This window comes from Lederbergia ruris, from assembly GCF_018332955.1.
In the GTDB taxonomy this organism is placed as follows: Bacteria; Bacillota; Bacilli; order Bacillales; family Bacillaceae_C; genus Lederbergia; species Lederbergia ruris.
On record NZ_BORB01000014.1, the window covers coordinates 1 to 18,032 of the forward strand.

19 protein-coding genes, 1 riboswitch and 1 other annotated feature are annotated in these 18,032 nt (G+C 40.3%); of the genes, 15 read left to right on the top strand and 4 right to left on the bottom strand.

Annotation, left to right across the window (positions count from 1 at the left end; translation table 11 throughout):
• Window positions 1-143: 143 nt before the first annotated feature.
• Window positions 144-764 (bottom strand): Fic family protein, encoded by a 621-nt coding sequence (locus tag KI363_RS09655; protein WP_246516824.1) that lies wholly within the window; start codon window positions 762-764, stop codon window positions 144-146.
• A 238-nt stretch (window positions 765-1,002) separates the two neighbouring features.
• Window positions 1,003-1,125: riboswitch (SAM riboswitch) on the top strand.
• A 92-nt stretch (window positions 1,126-1,217) separates the two neighbouring features.
• Between KI363_RS09655 and metK the strand changes: the two genes are divergently transcribed.
• From metK to KI363_RS09690, 7 genes are all read left to right on the top strand, one after another.
• Window positions 1,218-2,414, top strand: coding sequence for a methionine adenosyltransferase (gene metK, locus KI363_RS09660; protein ID WP_158321444.1), 1,197 nt, complete (start codon window positions 1,218-1,220; stop codon window positions 2,412-2,414).
• A 425-nt stretch (window positions 2,415-2,839) separates the two neighbouring features.
• Window positions 2,840-4,726 (top strand): asparagine synthase (glutamine-hydrolyzing), encoded by a 1,887-nt coding sequence (gene asnB / locus KI363_RS09665; RefSeq protein WP_212966214.1) that lies wholly within the window; start codon window positions 2,840-2,842, stop codon window positions 4,724-4,726.
• Window positions 4,727-4,834: 108 nt separating this feature from the next.
• Window positions 4,835-4,987 (top strand): hypothetical protein, encoded by a 153-nt coding sequence (locus KI363_RS09670; protein ID WP_212966215.1) that lies wholly within the window; start codon window positions 4,835-4,837, stop codon window positions 4,985-4,987.
• A gap of 41 nt (window positions 4,988-5,028) precedes the next feature.
• Window positions 5,029-5,232 carry a type II toxin-antitoxin system RelE/ParE family toxin gene (locus KI363_RS22360; RefSeq protein WP_373306770.1) on the top strand — a complete coding sequence of 68 codons (204 nt, stop codon included), beginning with the start codon at window positions 5,029-5,031 and terminating at the stop codon, window positions 5,230-5,232.
• Between the two features lie 105 nt (window positions 5,233-5,337).
• A complete protein-coding gene (locus KI363_RS09680) occupies window positions 5,338-5,877 on the top strand; it encodes a histidine phosphatase family protein (RefSeq protein WP_212966216.1) in 540 nt (179 codons plus the stop codon).
• Window positions 5,878-5,902: 25 nt separating this feature from the next.
• Window positions 5,903-6,106, top strand: coding sequence for a DUF402 domain-containing protein (locus tag KI363_RS09685; protein ID WP_158321441.1), 204 nt, complete (start codon window positions 5,903-5,905; stop codon window positions 6,104-6,106).
• A gap of 48 nt (window positions 6,107-6,154) precedes the next feature.
• The gene (locus KI363_RS09690) at window positions 6,155-6,805 is read left to right on the top strand and encodes a class I SAM-dependent methyltransferase (RefSeq protein WP_212966217.1); all 651 of its coding nucleotides are present in this window, start codon (window positions 6,155-6,157) and stop codon (window positions 6,803-6,805) included.
• A 267-nt stretch (window positions 6,806-7,072) separates the two neighbouring features.
• Here KI363_RS09690 and KI363_RS09695 read toward each other — a convergent pair whose 3' ends face one another.
• On the bottom strand, window positions 7,073-7,897 hold the full coding sequence (locus KI363_RS09695; protein WP_212966218.1) for a C39 family peptidase: 825 nt from the start codon (window positions 7,895-7,897) through the stop codon (window positions 7,073-7,075).
• Window positions 7,898-8,008: 111 nt separating this feature from the next.
• A complete protein-coding gene (locus KI363_RS09700; RefSeq protein WP_158321438.1) occupies window positions 8,009-8,530 on the bottom strand; it encodes a gamma carbonic anhydrase in 522 nt (173 codons plus the stop codon).
• Between the two features lie 177 nt (window positions 8,531-8,707).
• On the opposite strand from KI363_RS09700, the gene KI363_RS09705 reads away from it, so the two are divergent.
• On the top strand, window positions 8,708-9,502 hold the full coding sequence (locus KI363_RS09705) for an alpha/beta hydrolase (protein WP_212966219.1): 795 nt from the start codon (window positions 8,708-8,710) through the stop codon (window positions 9,500-9,502).
• 16 nt (window positions 9,503-9,518) lie between these two features.
• The gene (gene tbcS / locus KI363_RS09710) at window positions 9,519-10,595 is read left to right on the top strand and encodes a tetraprenyl-beta-curcumene synthase (protein ID WP_212966220.1); all 1,077 of its coding nucleotides are present in this window, start codon (window positions 9,519-9,521) and stop codon (window positions 10,593-10,595) included.
• Window positions 10,596-10,646: 51 nt separating this feature from the next.
• On the opposite strand, the gene mnmM is transcribed toward tbcS, so the two are convergent.
• Complete coding sequence (gene mnmM / locus KI363_RS09715) at window positions 10,647-11,231, bottom strand: tRNA 5-(aminomethyl)-2-thiouridylate-methyltransferase MnmM (protein ID WP_158321435.1); 585 nt, start codon at window positions 11,229-11,231, stop codon at window positions 10,647-10,649.
• 124 nt (window positions 11,232-11,355) lie between these two features.
• Here mnmM and KI363_RS09720 point away from each other — a divergent pair, with 124 nt between their 5' ends.
• The 6 genes from KI363_RS09720 to KI363_RS09745 all read left to right on the top strand — a co-directional run bounded on the left by KI363_RS09720 (window position 11,356) and on the right by KI363_RS09745 (window position 18,017).
• Window positions 11,356-11,646, top strand: coding sequence for a YtzC family protein (locus KI363_RS09720; RefSeq protein WP_057982151.1), 291 nt, complete (start codon window positions 11,356-11,358; stop codon window positions 11,644-11,646).
• 182 nt (window positions 11,647-11,828) lie between these two features.
• Window positions 11,829-12,785, top strand: a complete 957-nt coding sequence (locus KI363_RS09725; RefSeq protein WP_212966221.1) for a ribose-phosphate diphosphokinase — start codon at window positions 11,829-11,831, stop codon at window positions 12,783-12,785.
• Window positions 12,786-13,112: 327 nt separating this feature from the next.
• A complete protein-coding gene (locus tag KI363_RS09730; RefSeq protein ID WP_158321432.1) occupies window positions 13,113-14,294 on the top strand; it encodes an MDR family MFS transporter in 1,182 nt (393 codons plus the stop codon).
• 87 nt (window positions 14,295-14,381) lie between these two features.
• Window positions 14,382-14,595, top strand: a binding site (T-box leader).
• A gap of 72 nt (window positions 14,596-14,667) precedes the next feature.
• A complete protein-coding gene (gene leuS / locus KI363_RS09735) occupies window positions 14,668-17,082 on the top strand; it encodes a leucine--tRNA ligase (protein ID WP_158321431.1) in 2,415 nt (804 codons plus the stop codon).
• A 264-nt stretch (window positions 17,083-17,346) separates the two neighbouring features.
• On the top strand, window positions 17,347-17,664 hold the full coding sequence (locus KI363_RS09740; protein ID WP_158321430.1) for a rhodanese-like domain-containing protein: 318 nt from the start codon (window positions 17,347-17,349) through the stop codon (window positions 17,662-17,664).
• A 170-nt stretch (window positions 17,665-17,834) separates the two neighbouring features.
• Complete coding sequence (locus tag KI363_RS09745; protein WP_158321429.1) at window positions 17,835-18,017, top strand: sporulation protein Cse60; 183 nt, start codon at window positions 17,835-17,837, stop codon at window positions 18,015-18,017.
• Window positions 18,018-18,032: the final 15 nt, after the last annotated feature.

The following is an 18,032-nucleotide window of genomic DNA, read 5'->3' on the forward strand; positions in this document are numbered from 1 at the left end:
TTTTATCAAAAGGTGTCCTTTTTGTTTACTAAAATAGCGACAAAAAAAGGCGTGGGGTCTACACTTTTTAAGTGTAAGCCCCAACGCCTTAATTTTATTTACTGGAGTTTTGTCCCAGCCTCTTTTTGCAGATGTTTCCCTAATCATTCATCCCAGTCTTTTAAGATTTTTTCCTCTACATTCATAAAACACTTAAGACGTTCCGCTTCTTCCTTCATCCGTTCCAAAGCAAATTCGGTAAACTGTTCAATGTTAGCGGTCCCTAAATAATGGATATAGTCAGGTTTATCTTTAGCCCTTATGATCAGTGGAGGAAGATCTCTTTCTAACAAAGAATAATTGATTAGCATTCTCCCAGTACGTCCATTTCCATCCGAAAATGGATGAATGCGTTCAAACTGAATATGAAAATCGATCACAATTCTAACTATGTCATCACGCTCTGTTGCGTGTTCTAGCTGATAGTTTAGGTTATCTACCCATTGCTTCATAAGATGAGGTGTTTCTTGGGGACTCGCTGTTTTAAAATCCGCCCCCATAATGGCATTTTCCGACTGTTTAAATTGCTCTTTATCAACCAATAATCTATCTGTCAATCTTTCATGGATCCCTTTGATAATGGATAAAGAAAGTGCCGTTCCATTTATAACATTCTCCAGCATATAATGAAACGTTTCTCTGTGATTTTCAATTTCAAAATATTCCCTTCGCGATGTTTTACCTGGGATCGTATTGTGCAAAATAATAGACACTGTATCTGGCAAACTAATCGTATTTCCTTCTATGGCTGAAGAATGATGGGCAAGCCGTACTAAAAAAATCCTGCAAATACTCTTCAGGAAGATCTACCCTAGCCATAAACACAACCACCTCTTTCCAACCGTCAATAGGAGTTTATTTTATGTCTTTCATTATAACGACTTTTCACTCTATCTTCCAATCAGAAAATTCTTCACTTGACCCTTGTCGGAATTTGCGTTATGATTTTACATTGAACGGATACTCTTATCCTGAGATGGTGGAGGGAACAGGCCCTGTGAAACCCAGCAACCTACTACGAATCAATTGATTTCCCGTAGCAAGGTGCTAACCTGGTGCAAGGTGGATGGCCTTGGACGATAAGAGTGAAAGGCTCGGATAAGAATTAACCTTTCCTCTATTTTTATACGGGAAAGGTTTTTCGTTTTTTTAGAGAGAAACTTGGAGGAGGAACATAGGTGTCAAAAAATCGACGTTTATTTACTTCGGAATCTGTCACAGAAGGACATCCAGACAAAATATGTGATCAAATTTCTGACTCTATTTTAGATGAACTTTTGGCTGACGATCCCAATGCTCGCGTGGCCTGTGAAACTTCGGTCACGACTGGGCTTGTACTAGTAGCAGGAGAAATTACCACCACAACATATGTGGATATTCCAAAAATTGTAAGAGACACATTAAAGGACATCGGTTATACCCGCGCGAAATATGGTTTTGATGCGCAGACATGTGCGGTCATGACTTCAATTGATGAACAATCTCCAGATATTGCTTCAGGCGTGAACACAGCATTAGAAGCAAGGGAAGGAAAAATGACGGAAGCGGAAATCGAAGCGATTGGTGCTGGGGACCAAGGCTTAATGTTTGGCTACGCATGTAATGAAACAGAGGAATTAATGCCTCTTCCGATCTCATTAGCTCATCGAATTTCAAGGAAACTAGCGGAAGTGAGAAAACAAAAAGTTCTTCCTTATCTACGACCAGATGGTAAAACCCAAGTGACGGTAGAATATGATGAAGAGGGACATCCTGTTCGAATTGATACGATTGTCATTTCTACTCAACATCATCCAGACATTGAGTTAGCACAAATCCAAGAGGATATGAAAAACTGTGTCATTGCTCCTGTTGTTCCGGAAGGGTTATTGGATGAGGAAACGAAGTACTTTATTAACCCGACCGGCCGATTTGTGATTGGTGGACCACAAGGGGATGCTGGACTAACAGGCAGAAAAATCATTGTTGATACGTATGGAGGCTATGCGCGACATGGAGGAGGAGCTTTCTCTGGGAAAGATCCAACAAAAGTCGATCGTTCCGCAGCATATGCCGCCCGTTATGTAGCCAAAAACATTGTCGCCGCAGGCCTTGCCGATAAATGCGAAGTACAATTGGCCTATGCGATTGGTGTGGCTCAACCTGTTTCCATCTCCGTTGATACATTTGGAACAGGAACCGTATCAGAAGAACTGCTCGTTGAGGCAATTCGTGCCCATTTTGACCTACGCCCTGCTGGAATTATCAAAATGTTAGACCTTAGACGGCCCATCTACAAACAAACCGCCGCCTACGGCCATTTTGGTCGACCTGATCTTGATCTCCCGTGGGAAAGAACAGATAAGGCAGAAGAACTATTGAAAGCTATACAATAAAGTGAAACTTCAATCGGGGATTTACTGGCAGTTGATCCCCCACTTACAACTCTTGTTTCCCTCGGATTCTTGAAGTAGGGGTCTTACTGCCAGTTGATCCGGGATAATATATGTATGATTATTAGGATTTGGGAGAAAATAACAGAGCCAAGATTTGCTCTGTTATTTTTTGAAGGATGTTCAAAAAAGTCCGGTAAAAATGACACATCGAATTTCTTCGTTGGCTTGTTTCTACGCTGCTCATGTATCTAAATGCATACATTGCGCTGCTCGAAACTGCGCCGCCTCGAACTTCTTGGTCCTTTTTATCCTCCTTTTTGAACACTTATTTTTACGGATAAATACTGACAAAGATTTGGATTAAATGCTAAAATAGAAACATTGAGAATGAGTACTAGTTGTTTACTATAGAGGAGTGTCGAAACATGTGCGGTTTTATCGGTTGTATCCATGATCATCCAACATCAGAAAAGCATCCAGACAAAGCACTATTTCATCAAATGAATACAATCATTACCCATCGTGGTCCAGATGATGAAGGTTATTTTGAAGATGAGCATGTTCAATTTGGTTTTCGCAGACTAAGCATCATTGATATTGAAAGTGGAAAACAGCCGCTTTCATATGAAAATGACCGCTATTGGATTATTTTTAATGGAGAAATCTATAATTATGTGGAATTGCGTGAAGAACTGCTCCAAGCTGGATGTACATTTGATACGGATTCCGATACAGAAGTATTAATTGCGCTTTTCAGTCAATTAGGCGAAAAAGCAGTGGAAAAGCTACGGGGAATGTTTGCTTTTCTTATTTGGGATAAAGAAGAACAATCTTTATTTGGTGCCCGCGATCCATTTGGGATCAAACCATTCTTTTATAAAGAAGATGGGGCAAGGACATTTTTCGCATCGGAGAAAAAGAGTATTTTACTCGCGATCGAAAAAAATGAATTGAATCTCGATTCCTTGCAACAATATTTAACGTATCAATTTGTACCAGAACCTGAAACAATGACGAATGGAATTAAGAAATTAGAGCCAGGTCATTATTTTACGAAAAAAGTGAATCAGCCCTTGAAAATCCAACGTTACTGGAAAGCCCATTTCCAGCCTGTCCAAAAATCCGAAAAGGAATTTATTCAGGAAATTAAGGATGTTCTCTTTGATTCCGTCAATATGCATATGCGCAGTGATGTTCCAGTTGGTTCGTTTCTTTCAGGTGGGATTGACTCTACCATTATTGTCTCAATTGCGAAGTTATTTAATCCGGAAATCAAAACTTTTTCCGTTGGTTTTGAGCGGAATGGCTTTAGTGAAATTGATGTGGCCAAAGAAACAGCCGAAAAATTGGGTGTTGAAAACATCAGTTACGTCATTACGCCTGAGGAATATATGAAGGAATTACCGAAGATCATGTGGTATATGGATGATCCATTGGCAGACCCTGCTTGTGTGCCGCTCTATTTTGTGGCAAGAGAAGCGCGAAAACATGTCACAGTCGTGCTTTCAGGAGAAGGGTCAGATGAATTGTTTGGTGGCTATAATATTTACCGAGAACCACAATCTTTAGAAGTATTTAATAAAATACCAAAAGTAGGAAAAACGATTTTACGAGCATTAGCGAATGTGCTTCCGGAAGGGGTAAAAGGAAAAAGCTTCATTGAACGTGGAGTGACCCCAATGGAGGAAAGATATATTGGCAACGCGAAAATGTTTGAGGAAAGTGAAAAACGTCGTTTGTTAAAGCAATATAATGATCGCTTGGATTATCGGGATATCACGCGCCCACTGTACCAAGATACGGTCGGCTATGATCCTGTCGATCGCATGCAATTTGTGGATATTCACACATGGATGCGTGGCGATATTTTATTAAAAGCGGACAAAATGACGATGGCGCATTCCCTAGAATTACGGGTGCCATTTTTAGATAAAGAAGTATTCAATGTCGCCTCAAGAATTCCAACCAGTTTAAAAACAGCGGATGGCACAACGAAATATGTACTGCGCAAAGCAGCAGAGGGCATCATTCCTGACCATGTATTGGATCGGAAAAAGTTAGGCTTCCCTGTCCCAATTCGTCACTGGTTAAAAGATGAAATGCATGATTGGGCAAAAGAAATTATTCGGGGTAGCGATACTGATTATATCTTAGATAAGCAATATATACTGAAGTTATTAGAGGATCATTGCCAAGGAAAAATGGACTACAGCCGTAAAATTTGGACAGTCCTCGTCTTTATGATTTGGCACGCGGTCTATGTAGAAGAACAATACGATTTTGGGAAGGAACTAGCTGTGTCCCACTCGTAAATTATTCAAGACTACTGAGGAGATATGATTTCCAATTTACAATGGGAATCATATCTTTTTTAAGTTACAATAGGAGTACTAAATTTTGGAGAAGGGGATCTTGTTCTCATGGGCATTGATGCATTTGAAAGAAGAGAAGCACTCCTTGATCTTAAAGACAAACTATTACATGCCGAAGAACAACGATTAAATGGAGAAAAGACCACCTCACTTGATTCAGCGTATGAAAGAATTAAGGAGAAAATTAATGAAACGTTATAAAGTGGAATTACTTCCACAGCTGATAGTGACCTTAACGCATTATTACATCATTAAAACATCTTGAGACTTTCCCGTTTGCAGGGACGAAACTGAGAGAGAAATCACTCAGTCATTATGAGTTTCGAAGGATCATTTCGGAACCCTATATAGCTTTTTATCGAGTAATTGAAAACACTGTATTTATTTATCGAATATTGCATGGGGCAAGGGATTACATTCAAGTGTTAAAAATGGCAGGTAAGTAGAATTTATTTATGAACAGGAAGGTATATACAAAATGAAATGGAAAGAAGTCTGCAAACCAATTCATTTGTGATAAAAAGTTTATACATATACTGGAGTGATTTTTATTGAAGAAAATTTATGTTGTTAGGCATTGTAAGGCAGAAGGACAGTCACCTGAAGCGCAACTGACAGATAGGGGTCTTAAGCAAGCGTTAGATTTACGTGAGTTTTTTTCTGAAATTAAAATAGACAGAATCATTTCAAGTCCTTATAAACGGGCGATTACATCTATTCGTCCACTTGCCAAGAAATTAAAGATTCAGATTGAAATAGACACTCGATTAGCAGAACGTATACTAAGCACCCAAAACTATCCCGATTGGTTTGAAAAACTAAAAGCAACATTTGATGATTTTGAACTGAAATTTGAAGGTGGAGAGTCTAGTTTAGATGCCACGAAACGAATTGTTGAGGTTATCGAAAGTATTTTTAATAGTAACCATGAAAACACGATTATTGTGACACACGGAAATTTAATGTCTCTACTCTTAAAGCATTTTGATAAAGATTTCGGCTTCGACGATTGGAAAAATCTGAGTAATCCTGACATTTATCTATTAAAATATAAAAATAATAAGGTAACTTCTGAACGGTTATGGAAATAAAAATGGGCTCAAAGGCGATTGGCAAGTGGTGGATGAGGATGAATTTGAAGAAAATAGTGTGAAATATCAATATCCTGCGGAACTCAAGGAACGAGCTAGATTCGAATTGGAAGAGCTCAAAAGAAAAGTGGCTAGCAGAGAATTCCCGTTTAATTCTGAGGTCATAAAGTTATTACAAATACAATCAAGTTTAGCAAAAGTGACAATTAAAGAAGGAATAACGTTGTAGAAATAAAATAACTATAGGAATACAATTATTTGACAAAGGTGAGAGCTAATGCGGCCTAATGAAATTGTCTTTCCAAATATGAATGAACATCCGGATTACTTACGTGGTCAAAGCAAAGAATGGTGTCAACAGTTGGCGTCTTTAACTGGAAAATATGAGTATACCTGGAATTTTCACCATGAAGGATTAATTGCAGAAAATATACTTGCAAAAGAATTAGAATTTCATCTACACGGAAAGGTATTGGATGTAGGGTGTGGACATGGAGAATTTACAAATAAATGGGCAAGTTTTGCGGATGAAGTCGTCGGATATGATATGACTGAAGGATTTATCGCGACGGCTAATAAACATAAAAAGCCAAATGTAAGGTATGTAATAGGTCGTACACATGAGGGTTTACCTTTTCCAAATGATTATTTCGATGTAGCTTATACCAAAAAAGGTCCGACAAGTTGGTATCAGGAAGGGAACAGAGTTGTTCGTCCTGGAGGTAGTCTAATATTATTTCATCCGGTCGATGGTAACGGGAAAGGTTCTGAGTTAGGTGAGTACTTTCCAGGGTTGTTTCCTCCACCTTCTAAAGGAACACCGGTATTAGATGTGATAATGGAGGACTTGCTAAAAGTGGACTTATCGATATACAGTTTAGACACTTACAGGAAACTGTATGGATTCCTTCACCCGAAGATGTACTAGTTATGAAGTGTTTCGGGCAGAGTGAAGAGTACACACAGTACGTTAATGAAATGTGCTTTGACAAGATTGTAACCAATTTTGAAAAACATGCCACAGAGAAAGGAATTAAGATTACACATTTTTACTGTTTGATATGGGCTAAAGCAACTGAAACTTGAAAAATATGAACGATCTGGAATAAGCTGGAAAGTTTAAAAAAAGAAATTTGCCTTCTAGTAGCATTGAGTATTTTACGAAATAAAGTAGGGTAGCCCCGGAGAGGTTACCCTACTTTATTGTTGAATACGTAATCGCCTGGCTCCCCATTTGCACCCAAGATTTTTCAAAGTCTTTAATGGGAGCTTTTTTGTTTTTCTTTAAAGGATCATTGAAATAGACGAAGTGCTTGTCATACCCAGTGATTAAGACAGAATGTTCTTTCCTCGTAATACGGATTTCTCCTGATTCTGTATGCCAGGTTTGAAAATACGAGTCTTCTAATTCACGGTACTCGGTATTGATAATCACCCACACAGGTCTACCATCCGAAAGAGGGATTTTCAATTCTTCAAACGTTTGTCCAGTTAAATTGACGATTTGTCCTGGTAAATAAGCTTCTGCTAGTTCCATAATGGGCTCGTGATACACCCCAAGCCCAGGCTTCTCAAATGTATACATATCCCCAACAAAGCCGTTATGAGGATCGCCATAATAAATGTTTCCATCCTTTATTTCCCTTTTGGCCGGGTTCTTCTTAACCCTCTCGGCTAGCTCCATTTTATCCGCATGAACGCCAGCACTATCCAGCAACATCGCCAATGAAGTCACCTCACAACCTCTTGGTAATTCAGGAAGTTGAGAAATAACTGGAGTATCGATTTTCACCTCATCCTTTATTTTTATGAAGGCATATTCGGATTGCGGTACCTCAAGCGATTCATGTCCCTCGACAGTATGCACCTCACTCCAATTGGAATCCAATAAAATGACAATGATGAACACTAATAGGCATGTAAGAAAAAGATTTTTCATTTGCTTTAGCTGAAATTTTACGATAAGAAAAACGATGACGATGACAATCAATATGATTAAAGAGCTCAAAAAATAGACCATTGAAAACTCACCCTTGCTTCTATTTCCTTTGTCTATTTTATCGGCAAAAATAAGAAAAACTTCAACATTTTCACCGGATTGTCAGAAGCAGAAAAAAATACCTATGAATCTTTACTTTTTTAACCCCTTATAATACTTCGCCTTTTCCACATACTCCCTTGAAATTCGTTCCATATCTTGAATGTCCTCTTCTGTTAAAGGACGAATGACTTTTGCAGGGCGGCCAAAGGCCAAGCTATTTGGTGGAATCTTTTTTCCTTGAGAAACGAGGCTTCCTGCCCCAATAAAAGCCCCTTCTCCAATTTCAGCACCATCAAGAATAATCGACCCCATGCCAATCAAGGCTTTTTGGCGAATGATACTGCTATGTAAAATCACTTGATGACCAATTGTCACATCATCCTCAATAATTAGTGGGCGATCAGGGCTTTGATGTAAAAGACATTGATCTTGAATATTCACCCGTTTTCCAATGATGGTCGGAGCCACGTCCCCGCGAATGACCGAATGAAACCAAACGCTTGAGTCAGCACCAATTTTTACATCTCCTGTAATCGTGACGAAATCCGCGATAAAAACAGATTCATCCATTTCTGGCTTTTTTCCGTTAAATGGGTAAATAGACAAAAACATCACCTTCCTCTTTGTTCTCCTCTTAGTTTAACAAAAAAGGTATAGAGACTGGAGAGGTGGAGTAAAATTTATATAACAACTATAGGCGAGTGAGTGTAAGCTAAAATCCCGCATAACCTTTGAAATCAGGTTATAATAATGATAGAGAATTTACACGAAAACATGTGGTGAATGCATATGAAAAAATTTGAAACAGAACAGCCTGCTGTTGGTGTGATCGTGATTATTCACGGAGCTATGGAACATCATGGGCGTTATTGGTGGCTGATTGAGATGTGGAAGGCGGAAGGTTTTCACGTCATCACTGGGGATTTACCTGGGCAAGGCTTAACGACAAGAGCACATAGGGGGCATATTGATTCTTTTGATGAATATGTGAATGAAACCGTCGATTGGGTGCAAACAGCTAAAAGTTATCACCTTCCTGTTTTCGTTTTAGGCCATAGTATGGGTGGATTAACGGCGATCCGCATGTTACAAACAAAAGATATCACAGTGGATGGATTGCTTCTTTCCTCACCATGTCTTGGATTAAAAGAATATCCACCGATCCCTTTAAATGCCCTCACAGTGGGCTTAAACTGGATTGCACCGGGATTAAAAGTGAACCCCGGATTAAATGTGAATCTTGCAACAAGGGACGAAGATGTAAAAGAAAGAACGTTAAATGATGGTTTAACGATTACAAAAGTTTCTGTCCGTTGGTATCGTGAGCTTGTGAGTGCTATGAAATTAGCCTTTGCGCAAATATCAAAATTCCCCGATATCCCTTTATTGGTTCTCCAAGGTGGGGATGATAAAATTGTCGATAAACTAGAAGTCTTTGCGTGGTTTAATCAAGTGAAAATCACGGAGAAAATCTATAAAGAATGGCCTGATTGTTATCATGAAATTTTTAATGAACCAGAAAAGGAACAAGTTTTTCTTTATGCGAAAAACTTTGTTGAACTGAGATTGCGTTTTTTGGAATGATGAAGAGGTGAAGGTTATGACATTACCAGTAAATCCTGTCACATTGTTGAATCAAGTGTTTCGTCAAGTTTTTCCAGTTACTAATCGAGAATTAGACGATTGGAAAAATAGAGCAGAGACGATTCCGAACGCGGAGTTAAGGAGTCAAGCTCTTGCGAGTATCGAGCATAAAACCTTCCATTGTGAAGGCGGCTCGATTATGGCGTTAACCGCATTCGATCACAAGGAAACGGCGATCCGGTTTATAGTCGCTTACCAAACCATCAGTGACTATTTAGATAATCTTTGTGATCGCAGCACTTCTTTAGATCCGCTTGATTTTGCCGCCTTGCATGAAGCGATGATCGACTCGCTCACGGTTGGAGCGGAACCCCGGGAGTATTACCGCCATCGAGAAGATCAGGATGATGGTGGTTATTTAACGGCACTTGTTCGAACATGCCAATCGATGCTAGAAAAACTTCCTCATTATGAAGAGATCAAGCCCTATCTTATAGAATTATGCCGTTATTATTGTGATTTGCAAATACATAAGCATGTTCGCGTGGAAGAGCGGGAGGAGAGATTGCAAAATTGGTTTGCGGAACACCAAGCCCAACTGCCGGAAATGACGTGGTATGAATTTTCCGCCTGTGCAGGCTCCACGCTAGGGATCTTTTGTTTAGTATCCTATGGTCTTCGCGCGGATTTTCAAGCGGAGCATGCAAAAATGATTCGCGATGGCTATTTTCCGTATATCCAAGGTCTCCATATTCTTTTGGATTATTTCATTGACCAGGAGGAAGATCGTGAAGAAGGTGACCTCAATTTTTGTTTTTACTATGATCACGATGAACAACTATTTTCGCGTTTGATGCATTTCCTCGAAAAAGCAGACGAACATACCCAATTTTTACCTGATACGAAATTTCATAAATTGATAAACCGCGGATTATTAGGTGTCTACCTCTCTGATCAAAAGGTCAATGAACAGAAAGATGTTCGGCTGCTTGCTAGAAAAGTGATGAAACGAAGTGGTGCAACGGGCTATTTCTTCTATTGGAATGGCAGGTTGTATCGCCGAGTCCAGCATATTTGGAAGAAATCCTCCTAGCGCTCACACGATAAAGGTTAAGTAAAAGGAAAAATCGTTTCGCATTTGACATTACGAAACGTTTTTTCTTTTTTCAATCGCAAGGACAAAGGGAGGGTGATTACGTTGATTCAAGAAGGCATATTGAAGAACATGAAAGAATTCTTGATCAAGCGAGGAAACATATTCAAGTAAGGCATCGCGTTCTTCCGCACCGCCTTCATGGCCATGATAAACAACAAGCACTAGAATGCCACCGACCTTCAAGAGAGGCAACAATTGCTCAATCGCCGTAATCGTTGTCTTTGGCTTGGTCACAATTGCCTTATCCCCTTTGGGCAAATAGCCTAAATTAAATATTGCTGCTGCTAACTGCCCATCATTTTCAGCGGAAAGATAGGAAGCGACATGCTCATGTCCTGTTTGAAAAAGCTGAACAGGCCCTGCTATATTCTCCGTTCGTAAACGTTTCATTGTTTGCTCAATTGCCTGAGCTTGAATATCAAATCCGTATACTTTGCCATTTTCACCGACTAGTTTGGCTAAAAAAACCGTATCATGGCCATTTCCGACCGTCGCATCCACAACCATATCATCTTTTTGTACTGTCCTTGTTAATAAAGTCCGAACATATGTAAGAATCGGCTCAATCCCCAAAACGACTCAACTCCCCTAAATATAACCAATTTCACTAAAAAATTTTATCATAGACCCTCCCTTTTGGGAACAAACTAGACATACCCGCCTTTGCGGGAACATTCGGTGAAGGAGAGGATCGGTTGTGGCAACGCGACAGTCTGTCGAAGATTGTATGAATCGTTGTGAGGACGCCATTCTTTATGCCAATGAACAACTGGATGAAGCATTAAGACAGGGGTTTTATCAAGATGCGGAATTTAGTGAAGCCCAGGCTGGTTTGGAACAAGCGGTGATGGAACTGGAAAAACTCAAAGACAGCTCCAACGCCCAACAACGTGAACAATTAGATCGAACTCGACTGAAAGTCCAGCAGTTGCAAAACCAAATGATTCTCCAAAACCAAGAACGACCTCCATACGGAACGATGATGTAGGAAAAAGCGCCTTGGGCCTGGCTCAAGGTGCTATTCAATACGAAAAGTTAAAATACCGCGCAGCCAACACGATGCGTTGTGGAAACTGAGGATATCCACTATAATGGTATAAAGCGCTTTCTGAACAGAGAACCTCAAGTTGAATGGTGAAAAATACTAAACATAAGGCAGGGGGACTTGTTTTGACAAATACCGATATCAAAATATTTGGCGGCAGTACGGGAAAATCTTTTGCCCAAAAAATGTGTGATTACATAGGAATTGAGTTAGGAAAATCGGAAGTCCTAACATTTTCGGATGGGAATATATTTGTAAAAATTAATGAAACGGTTCGGGATCATGATGTTTATCTTGTTCAACCGATTGGGTTACAGCCTAACGATGAATTTACCGAAATTCTCTTTTGGATGGATGCTTTCAAAAGAGCCAGTGCCAATTCTGTAACGGCGATTATCCCTTATTTTGGTTATGCTAAAGGAGATAAAAAAGATGAGCCTCGAGTTTCGATCAGAGCGAGAGCTTATGCCGAATGTATTGAGTTGGCCGGAGCGGATCGAATTTTAACGATGGATTTACATAGCTCACAGATTCAAGGTTTTTTCAAAAAACCTGTGGATCATTTATTTGCCCTTCCCATCCTTAGTGATTATATCCAAAACATGAGAATAGAAGAGCTAGTGGTCGTTTCGCCTGATGTCGGATTTGCGAAGGAGGCAAGAAATTTTGCTACCTCATTACAAGTCCCTGTGGCGATTGGCGATAAAATGAGGAAATCTCATGATGAAAATGCTAAGGTTCTAGAGATTATTGGTGATGTACAGGGGAAAAACGCACTGATTGTTGATGATTTTAGTATTTCAGGAGGCACATTAGTCGATTTAGCAAAGGGGCTAAAAGAAAGAGGAGCCAATAAAATTTACGCTGCATTATCCCACCTCATGCTTACTGAGGCAGCGGTAGAAAAAATAGAAAACAGCCCAATCGAATTGGTAATCGGCACAGATTCAGTTGAGAACGAAGCCACCCTCTCCAAGAAAATAAAAACGATTTCCGTGGCACCCTTATTTGCAGAAGCCGTTGTAAGAATCCATAACCGGGAATCAATCAGTTCTCTGTTTGATACAGTTCCGCGTAGATAAAATATAGCCTATTCCAAGCCAAAATCGACTTTGTATCCACAAGGTCTTTTTTATTGTGGCTAATCGGTTTAGCCGGAATGGCCCCTACTTAAATATCTGTCTGACTCTTATCGCAAAATCAAGATTGTTCTGGATATTTCCATCCATCTTGCTTCTCCTATTCAAATAGACTAGAATGGCTAAGGCACAAGGCGGAGAAACTTCTCCTGAGGGATTTAAGTCGCAATGGAAATGGGTATTTCCTTTTATATAAAGTTTTTAAAGCTTTGTCCTCACTGTCTTCAAAGAAGAGGTTAACGCACAGAATAGGAGAGGAGATGCAAAGAAATGCCAAGGGCAGTGTGGTTATTAGTTATCGGGATGCTAGTCAGTGTGACAGGGAATTCGTTTTTATGGCCACTGAATGCGATCTATATTCATGATTATTTAGGGAAATCTTTATTTATTGCCGGTTTAGTATTGATGTTAAACTCTGCTGCTAGTGTGATTGGAAATCTAGTAGGAGGGATTTTTTTTGATAAAATCGGCGGTTATAAGTCGATTCTATTAGGGATCTTGATCTCGATTTTATCCTTAGTGGGCATGACGTTTTGGCATGGATGGCCCCATTATGTGATTTTCCTCACCATTTTAGGACTGGGGGGAGGGATCATCTTTCCTTCCATGTTTGCGATGGCTGGTTCGGTTTGGAAAGAGGGCGGCAGACGAGCCTTTAATGCTGTTTATGTCGCACAAAATGCTGGAGTCGCGATTGGTTCTGCTTTAGGAGGGGTGGTCGCCAATTTCTCATTCGACTACATCTTCCTTGCCAATCTATCTATGTATGTCGTCTTCTTATTGATCGCCTTATTTAGCTATAAAAATATGGCGGAGGGACAGCTTGGTCAATCCAATGTACTACAAGAAAGAAGGACCATTCGCGATAAAAGTAAATTTTATGCGTTGGCGATTATCTGTGTAGCTTACTTTTTAGGCTGGATTTGCTATGTACAATGGCAAGCGACGATTTCTTCCTATACACAGGAATTAAATATGTCCCTTAATCAATACAGTCTGCTCTGGACTGTGAATGGAGCCATTATTGTATTAGGACAGCCTGTTTTACAAAAAGTATTACGAAAATTTGGTAGCCAAAACTTAAAGGGACAAATGCTCGTCGGATTTTCCATTTTTATGGTTTCCTATGGGGTTGCCGGTTTTGCCGATGGCTTTAGAGGATTTTTAGCGGCGATGACCATCCTTAGTGTAGGAGAAATGTTAGTATGGCCGGTTGTCCCAACCGTTGCCAATCAATTAGCCCCAAAAGGAAGAGAAGGCTTTTACCAAGGGATTGTCAATAGCACGGCAACAGCGGGCCGTATGGTTGGCCCTGTTCTTGGAGGAATGCTCGTCGATTTATGGGGCATGTCCGTGTTATTTATCATATTGATATTCTTATTGCTTGTTTCGTTTGTATTATCTTATTTCTATGATCGACCTATAAAAAAGAACTCTTCTATGGCGGCCTGACGAATGTAAACAACGTGTAATTTTATACAAACCCTCTTGCTATTATGTATATTTTTGATTACAATTGGAAATATCTGATGTAAAATAGTTGAAACGTGAATAAAGGAATAGTAATGATATCAAACTGTGCAGAGAGTTGACGGTTGGTGGAAGTCAATCAGGATGAATCATGAACTCGCCTTTTAGTTGTATAAGCGAAAGAAGTAGTTTATGCCGTTTTCCGCGTTAAGGATATATGAGTGAATGCAACAAGCATTAATGTGGGTGGTACCGCGGGAGTAAGTAGTCTCTCGTCCCAAGAGGTTTCTTTGGGATGGGAGGCTTTTTCTATTTATCTTTGATCGCGTTTTACAAAATGAACGGAGGAAGAAAGATGAGTTTTAACCATCAAGAATTAGAAAAAAAGTGGCAAACATATTGGGAAAGCAATCAAACGTTTAAAACCGATGCAAACGGTGAAGGTGAGAAGTTTTATGCATTGGATATGTTCCCTTATCCATCCGGTGCCGGCCTTCATGTTGGCCACCCGGAAGGATACACAGCAACCGATATTTTATCAAGAATGAAGAGAATGCAAGGCTATAATGTTTTGCATCCAATGGGCTGGGATGCCTTTGGACTTCCAGCGGAACAATATGCCCTTGATACAGGAAATGATCCAGCAGAATTCACGAAAAAGAACATTGAAACCTTCAAACGACAAATCCAAGAACTTGGTTTTTCCTATGATTGGGACAGGGAAATTAATACAACCGATCCGCATTATTATAAATGGACACAATGGATTTTCCTCAAGCTGTTTGAAAAAGGCCTTGCCTATGTCGATGAAATTCCTGTGAACTGGTGCCCAGCGCTTGGGACAGTTTTAGCGAATGAAGAAGTGATTGATGGCAAGAGTGAACGTGGCGGACATCCGGTTGAACGCCGTCCTATGAAGCAATGGATTTTGAAAATTACCGAATATGCCGATCGCTTACTTGAGGATCTAGAAGAGCTAGATTGGCCAGAAAGCATTAAAGATATGCAGCGTAACTGGATCGGACGTTCAGAAGGAGCGGAAGTGACCTTTTCGATCGCTGACTTCGATGAAACGTTTACCGTGTTCACGACGCGTCCAGACACACTGTTTGGCGCAACCTATGCCGTGTTAGCGCCTGAACATCCATTTGTCGAAAAAATTACAACTGCGGCGCAAAAGGAACAAGTAGAAGCTTATATCCAAAAAATCAAAGCCAAAAGTGATTTAGAAAGAACGGATTTGGCGAAGGAAAAAACCGGTGTGTTTACTGGGGCGTATGCGATTAACCCTGTGAATGGTAAGCAGATCCCAATCTGGATTGCCGATTACGTCTTAATGTCTTACGGAACAGGTGCGATTATGGCTGTGCCAGCCCATGATGAACGTGACTATGAATTTGCGAAGACATTTGGTTTGGAGATTATCGAAGTCGTGTCAGGTGGAGACATTGCCAAAGAAGCCTATACAGGGGATGGACCTCATGTGAATTCCGATTTCCTTGATGGACTTGGAAAAGATGAAGCCATTTCCAAAATGATCGCTTGGCTTGAAGAAAAAGGCATTGGAACCAAGAAGATCACCTACCGTTTACGTGATTGGCTCTTTAGCCGTCAACGTTACTGGGGAGAACCAATTCCGATTATTCATTGGGAAGATGGTACGATGACAGGGGTTCCCGAGGAAGAATTACCGCTGATTTTGCCGAAGACTGATGAAATTAAACCATCGGGAACAGGCGAATCTCCGTTAGCCAATATTTCTGACTGGCTTCATGTCGTCGATCCTGAAACAGGTAAAAAGGGTCGAAGAGAAACAAACACAATGCCACAATGGGCAGGCAGCTGCTGGTATTATCTTCGTTATATTGATCCTAACAACGATGAATTCCTAGCTGACCCAGAACTATTGAAAAAATGGCTTCCCGTTGATATTTATATCGGTGGCGCGGAACATGCCGTCCTTCATTTATTGTACGCCCGTTTCTGGCATAAATTTTTATATGACCTAGGCGTTGTGCCGACAAAAGAACCGTTCCAAAAATTATTTAACCAAGGTATGATTCTTGGAGAAAATCATGAGAAAATGAGTAAATCTAAAGGTAATGTCGTCAATCCTGATGAAGTGATTGAAAGCCATGGGGCAGACACATTACGCTTATATGAGATGTTTATGGGACCATTGGATGCCTCGATTTCCTGGTCGACGACAGGTCTTGATGGTTCACGCCGCTTCCTAGATCGTGTCTGGCGGTTATTCATCCAAGATGATGGCACACTTTCTGGTAAGATCCAAGATACAACCGGTGGCGACCTTGAAAAAGTCTACCATCAAACTGTTAAAAAAGTCACAAGCGATTATGAGCAGTTACATTTTAATACCGGAATTTCTCAATTAATGGTCTTCATCAACGAAGGCTATAAAGTAGATGTTTTACCAAAACCATATGTAGAAGGCTTTATCAAAATGCTGGCGCCCATTTGCCCACATATCGCCGAAGAAATCTGGGAGAAATTAGGCCATACAGATACAATCACCTATGAAAAATGGCCGGAATATGACGAAAGCAAACTAGTCGATAATGAAGTCGAAGTCGTCGTGCAAATCAACGGAAAGGTCCGCGCTAAACTCAAAGTTTCTCGCGACGCCTCTCGTGAAGAACTCGAACAAATTTCATTAGATGATGAAAAAGTCAAACAACAACTTGCAGATAAAACAATTCGCAAAGTCATCGCCATTCCAGGCAAGCTGGTCAATATTGTCGCGAATTAAGCAGGAGGGCCTCATCCATGTGTTGGGCCCTTTTTGGGATGGTATATCAAGAAGTCGCGAATCAGGTACCGAAGTCCCGCAATCCGTAGGGGAAGTAGCGCAATAGAATGAAGAATTTCCGCAATTCAAAGGGGAAATCACACAATCTGGTTTAAGATTCGATCTTTGGGCTAAGTTCCTTATACATGGGGCTCGTTCATTTGACTAACCATGCACAAGGAAAGATAATAATATAGAGACATTTCATTTCGAAAGGAAGATTCGATGAGCGAAATCAAAACCATCACCCCAGAAGAGCTACAGAAAGAGCTAGAAGCAGGGAAGAAATATAACTTAATCGATGTTCGCGAAGAGGAAGAAGTGGCAGAAGGAATGATTGCTGGAGCCGTTCATATTCCCATGGGGAAAATTCCCGAGCATCTCGACGAGCTAGATCCAGACAAAGAATATATTTTGATTTGCCGTTCAAGTGGCCGCAGTGGCAGAACATGCGAATATCTGAATGCGCAAGGCTACAAAGTTACGAACATGGTCGGCGGCATGCTTAAGTGGCAAGGGGAAACAACACCGAAGGGAAAATAAATAGGTGATTTGCAGAGGAATTCCCTAGGATTCTAAAATGAGTCCCGGGGATTTTCTGCTTTTGTGAAAGAAATGTCTCAGACCTCCAACTGTTTGTAACCAAAAAATATTTTCTGAATAGTATAAAATTCACCGATATTGGCGATCATGCTAAAAAGGGGTGGATTGAAGTGGTACAAGTTAAGCTATTTGATTGTGATCATGAAGAGGATTTAGAAGAAGAGATGAATGAATTCCTGGAACAAATTTCTCCAAGAGATGTCATCGATATTAAGTATAATGTCGCCCTGATTGGCGATGCTTCTGGAGAGCAAGTTTTTTGTTTCAGTGCATTAATTATTTATAAAAAATAGAAGGCAGGTGCTATC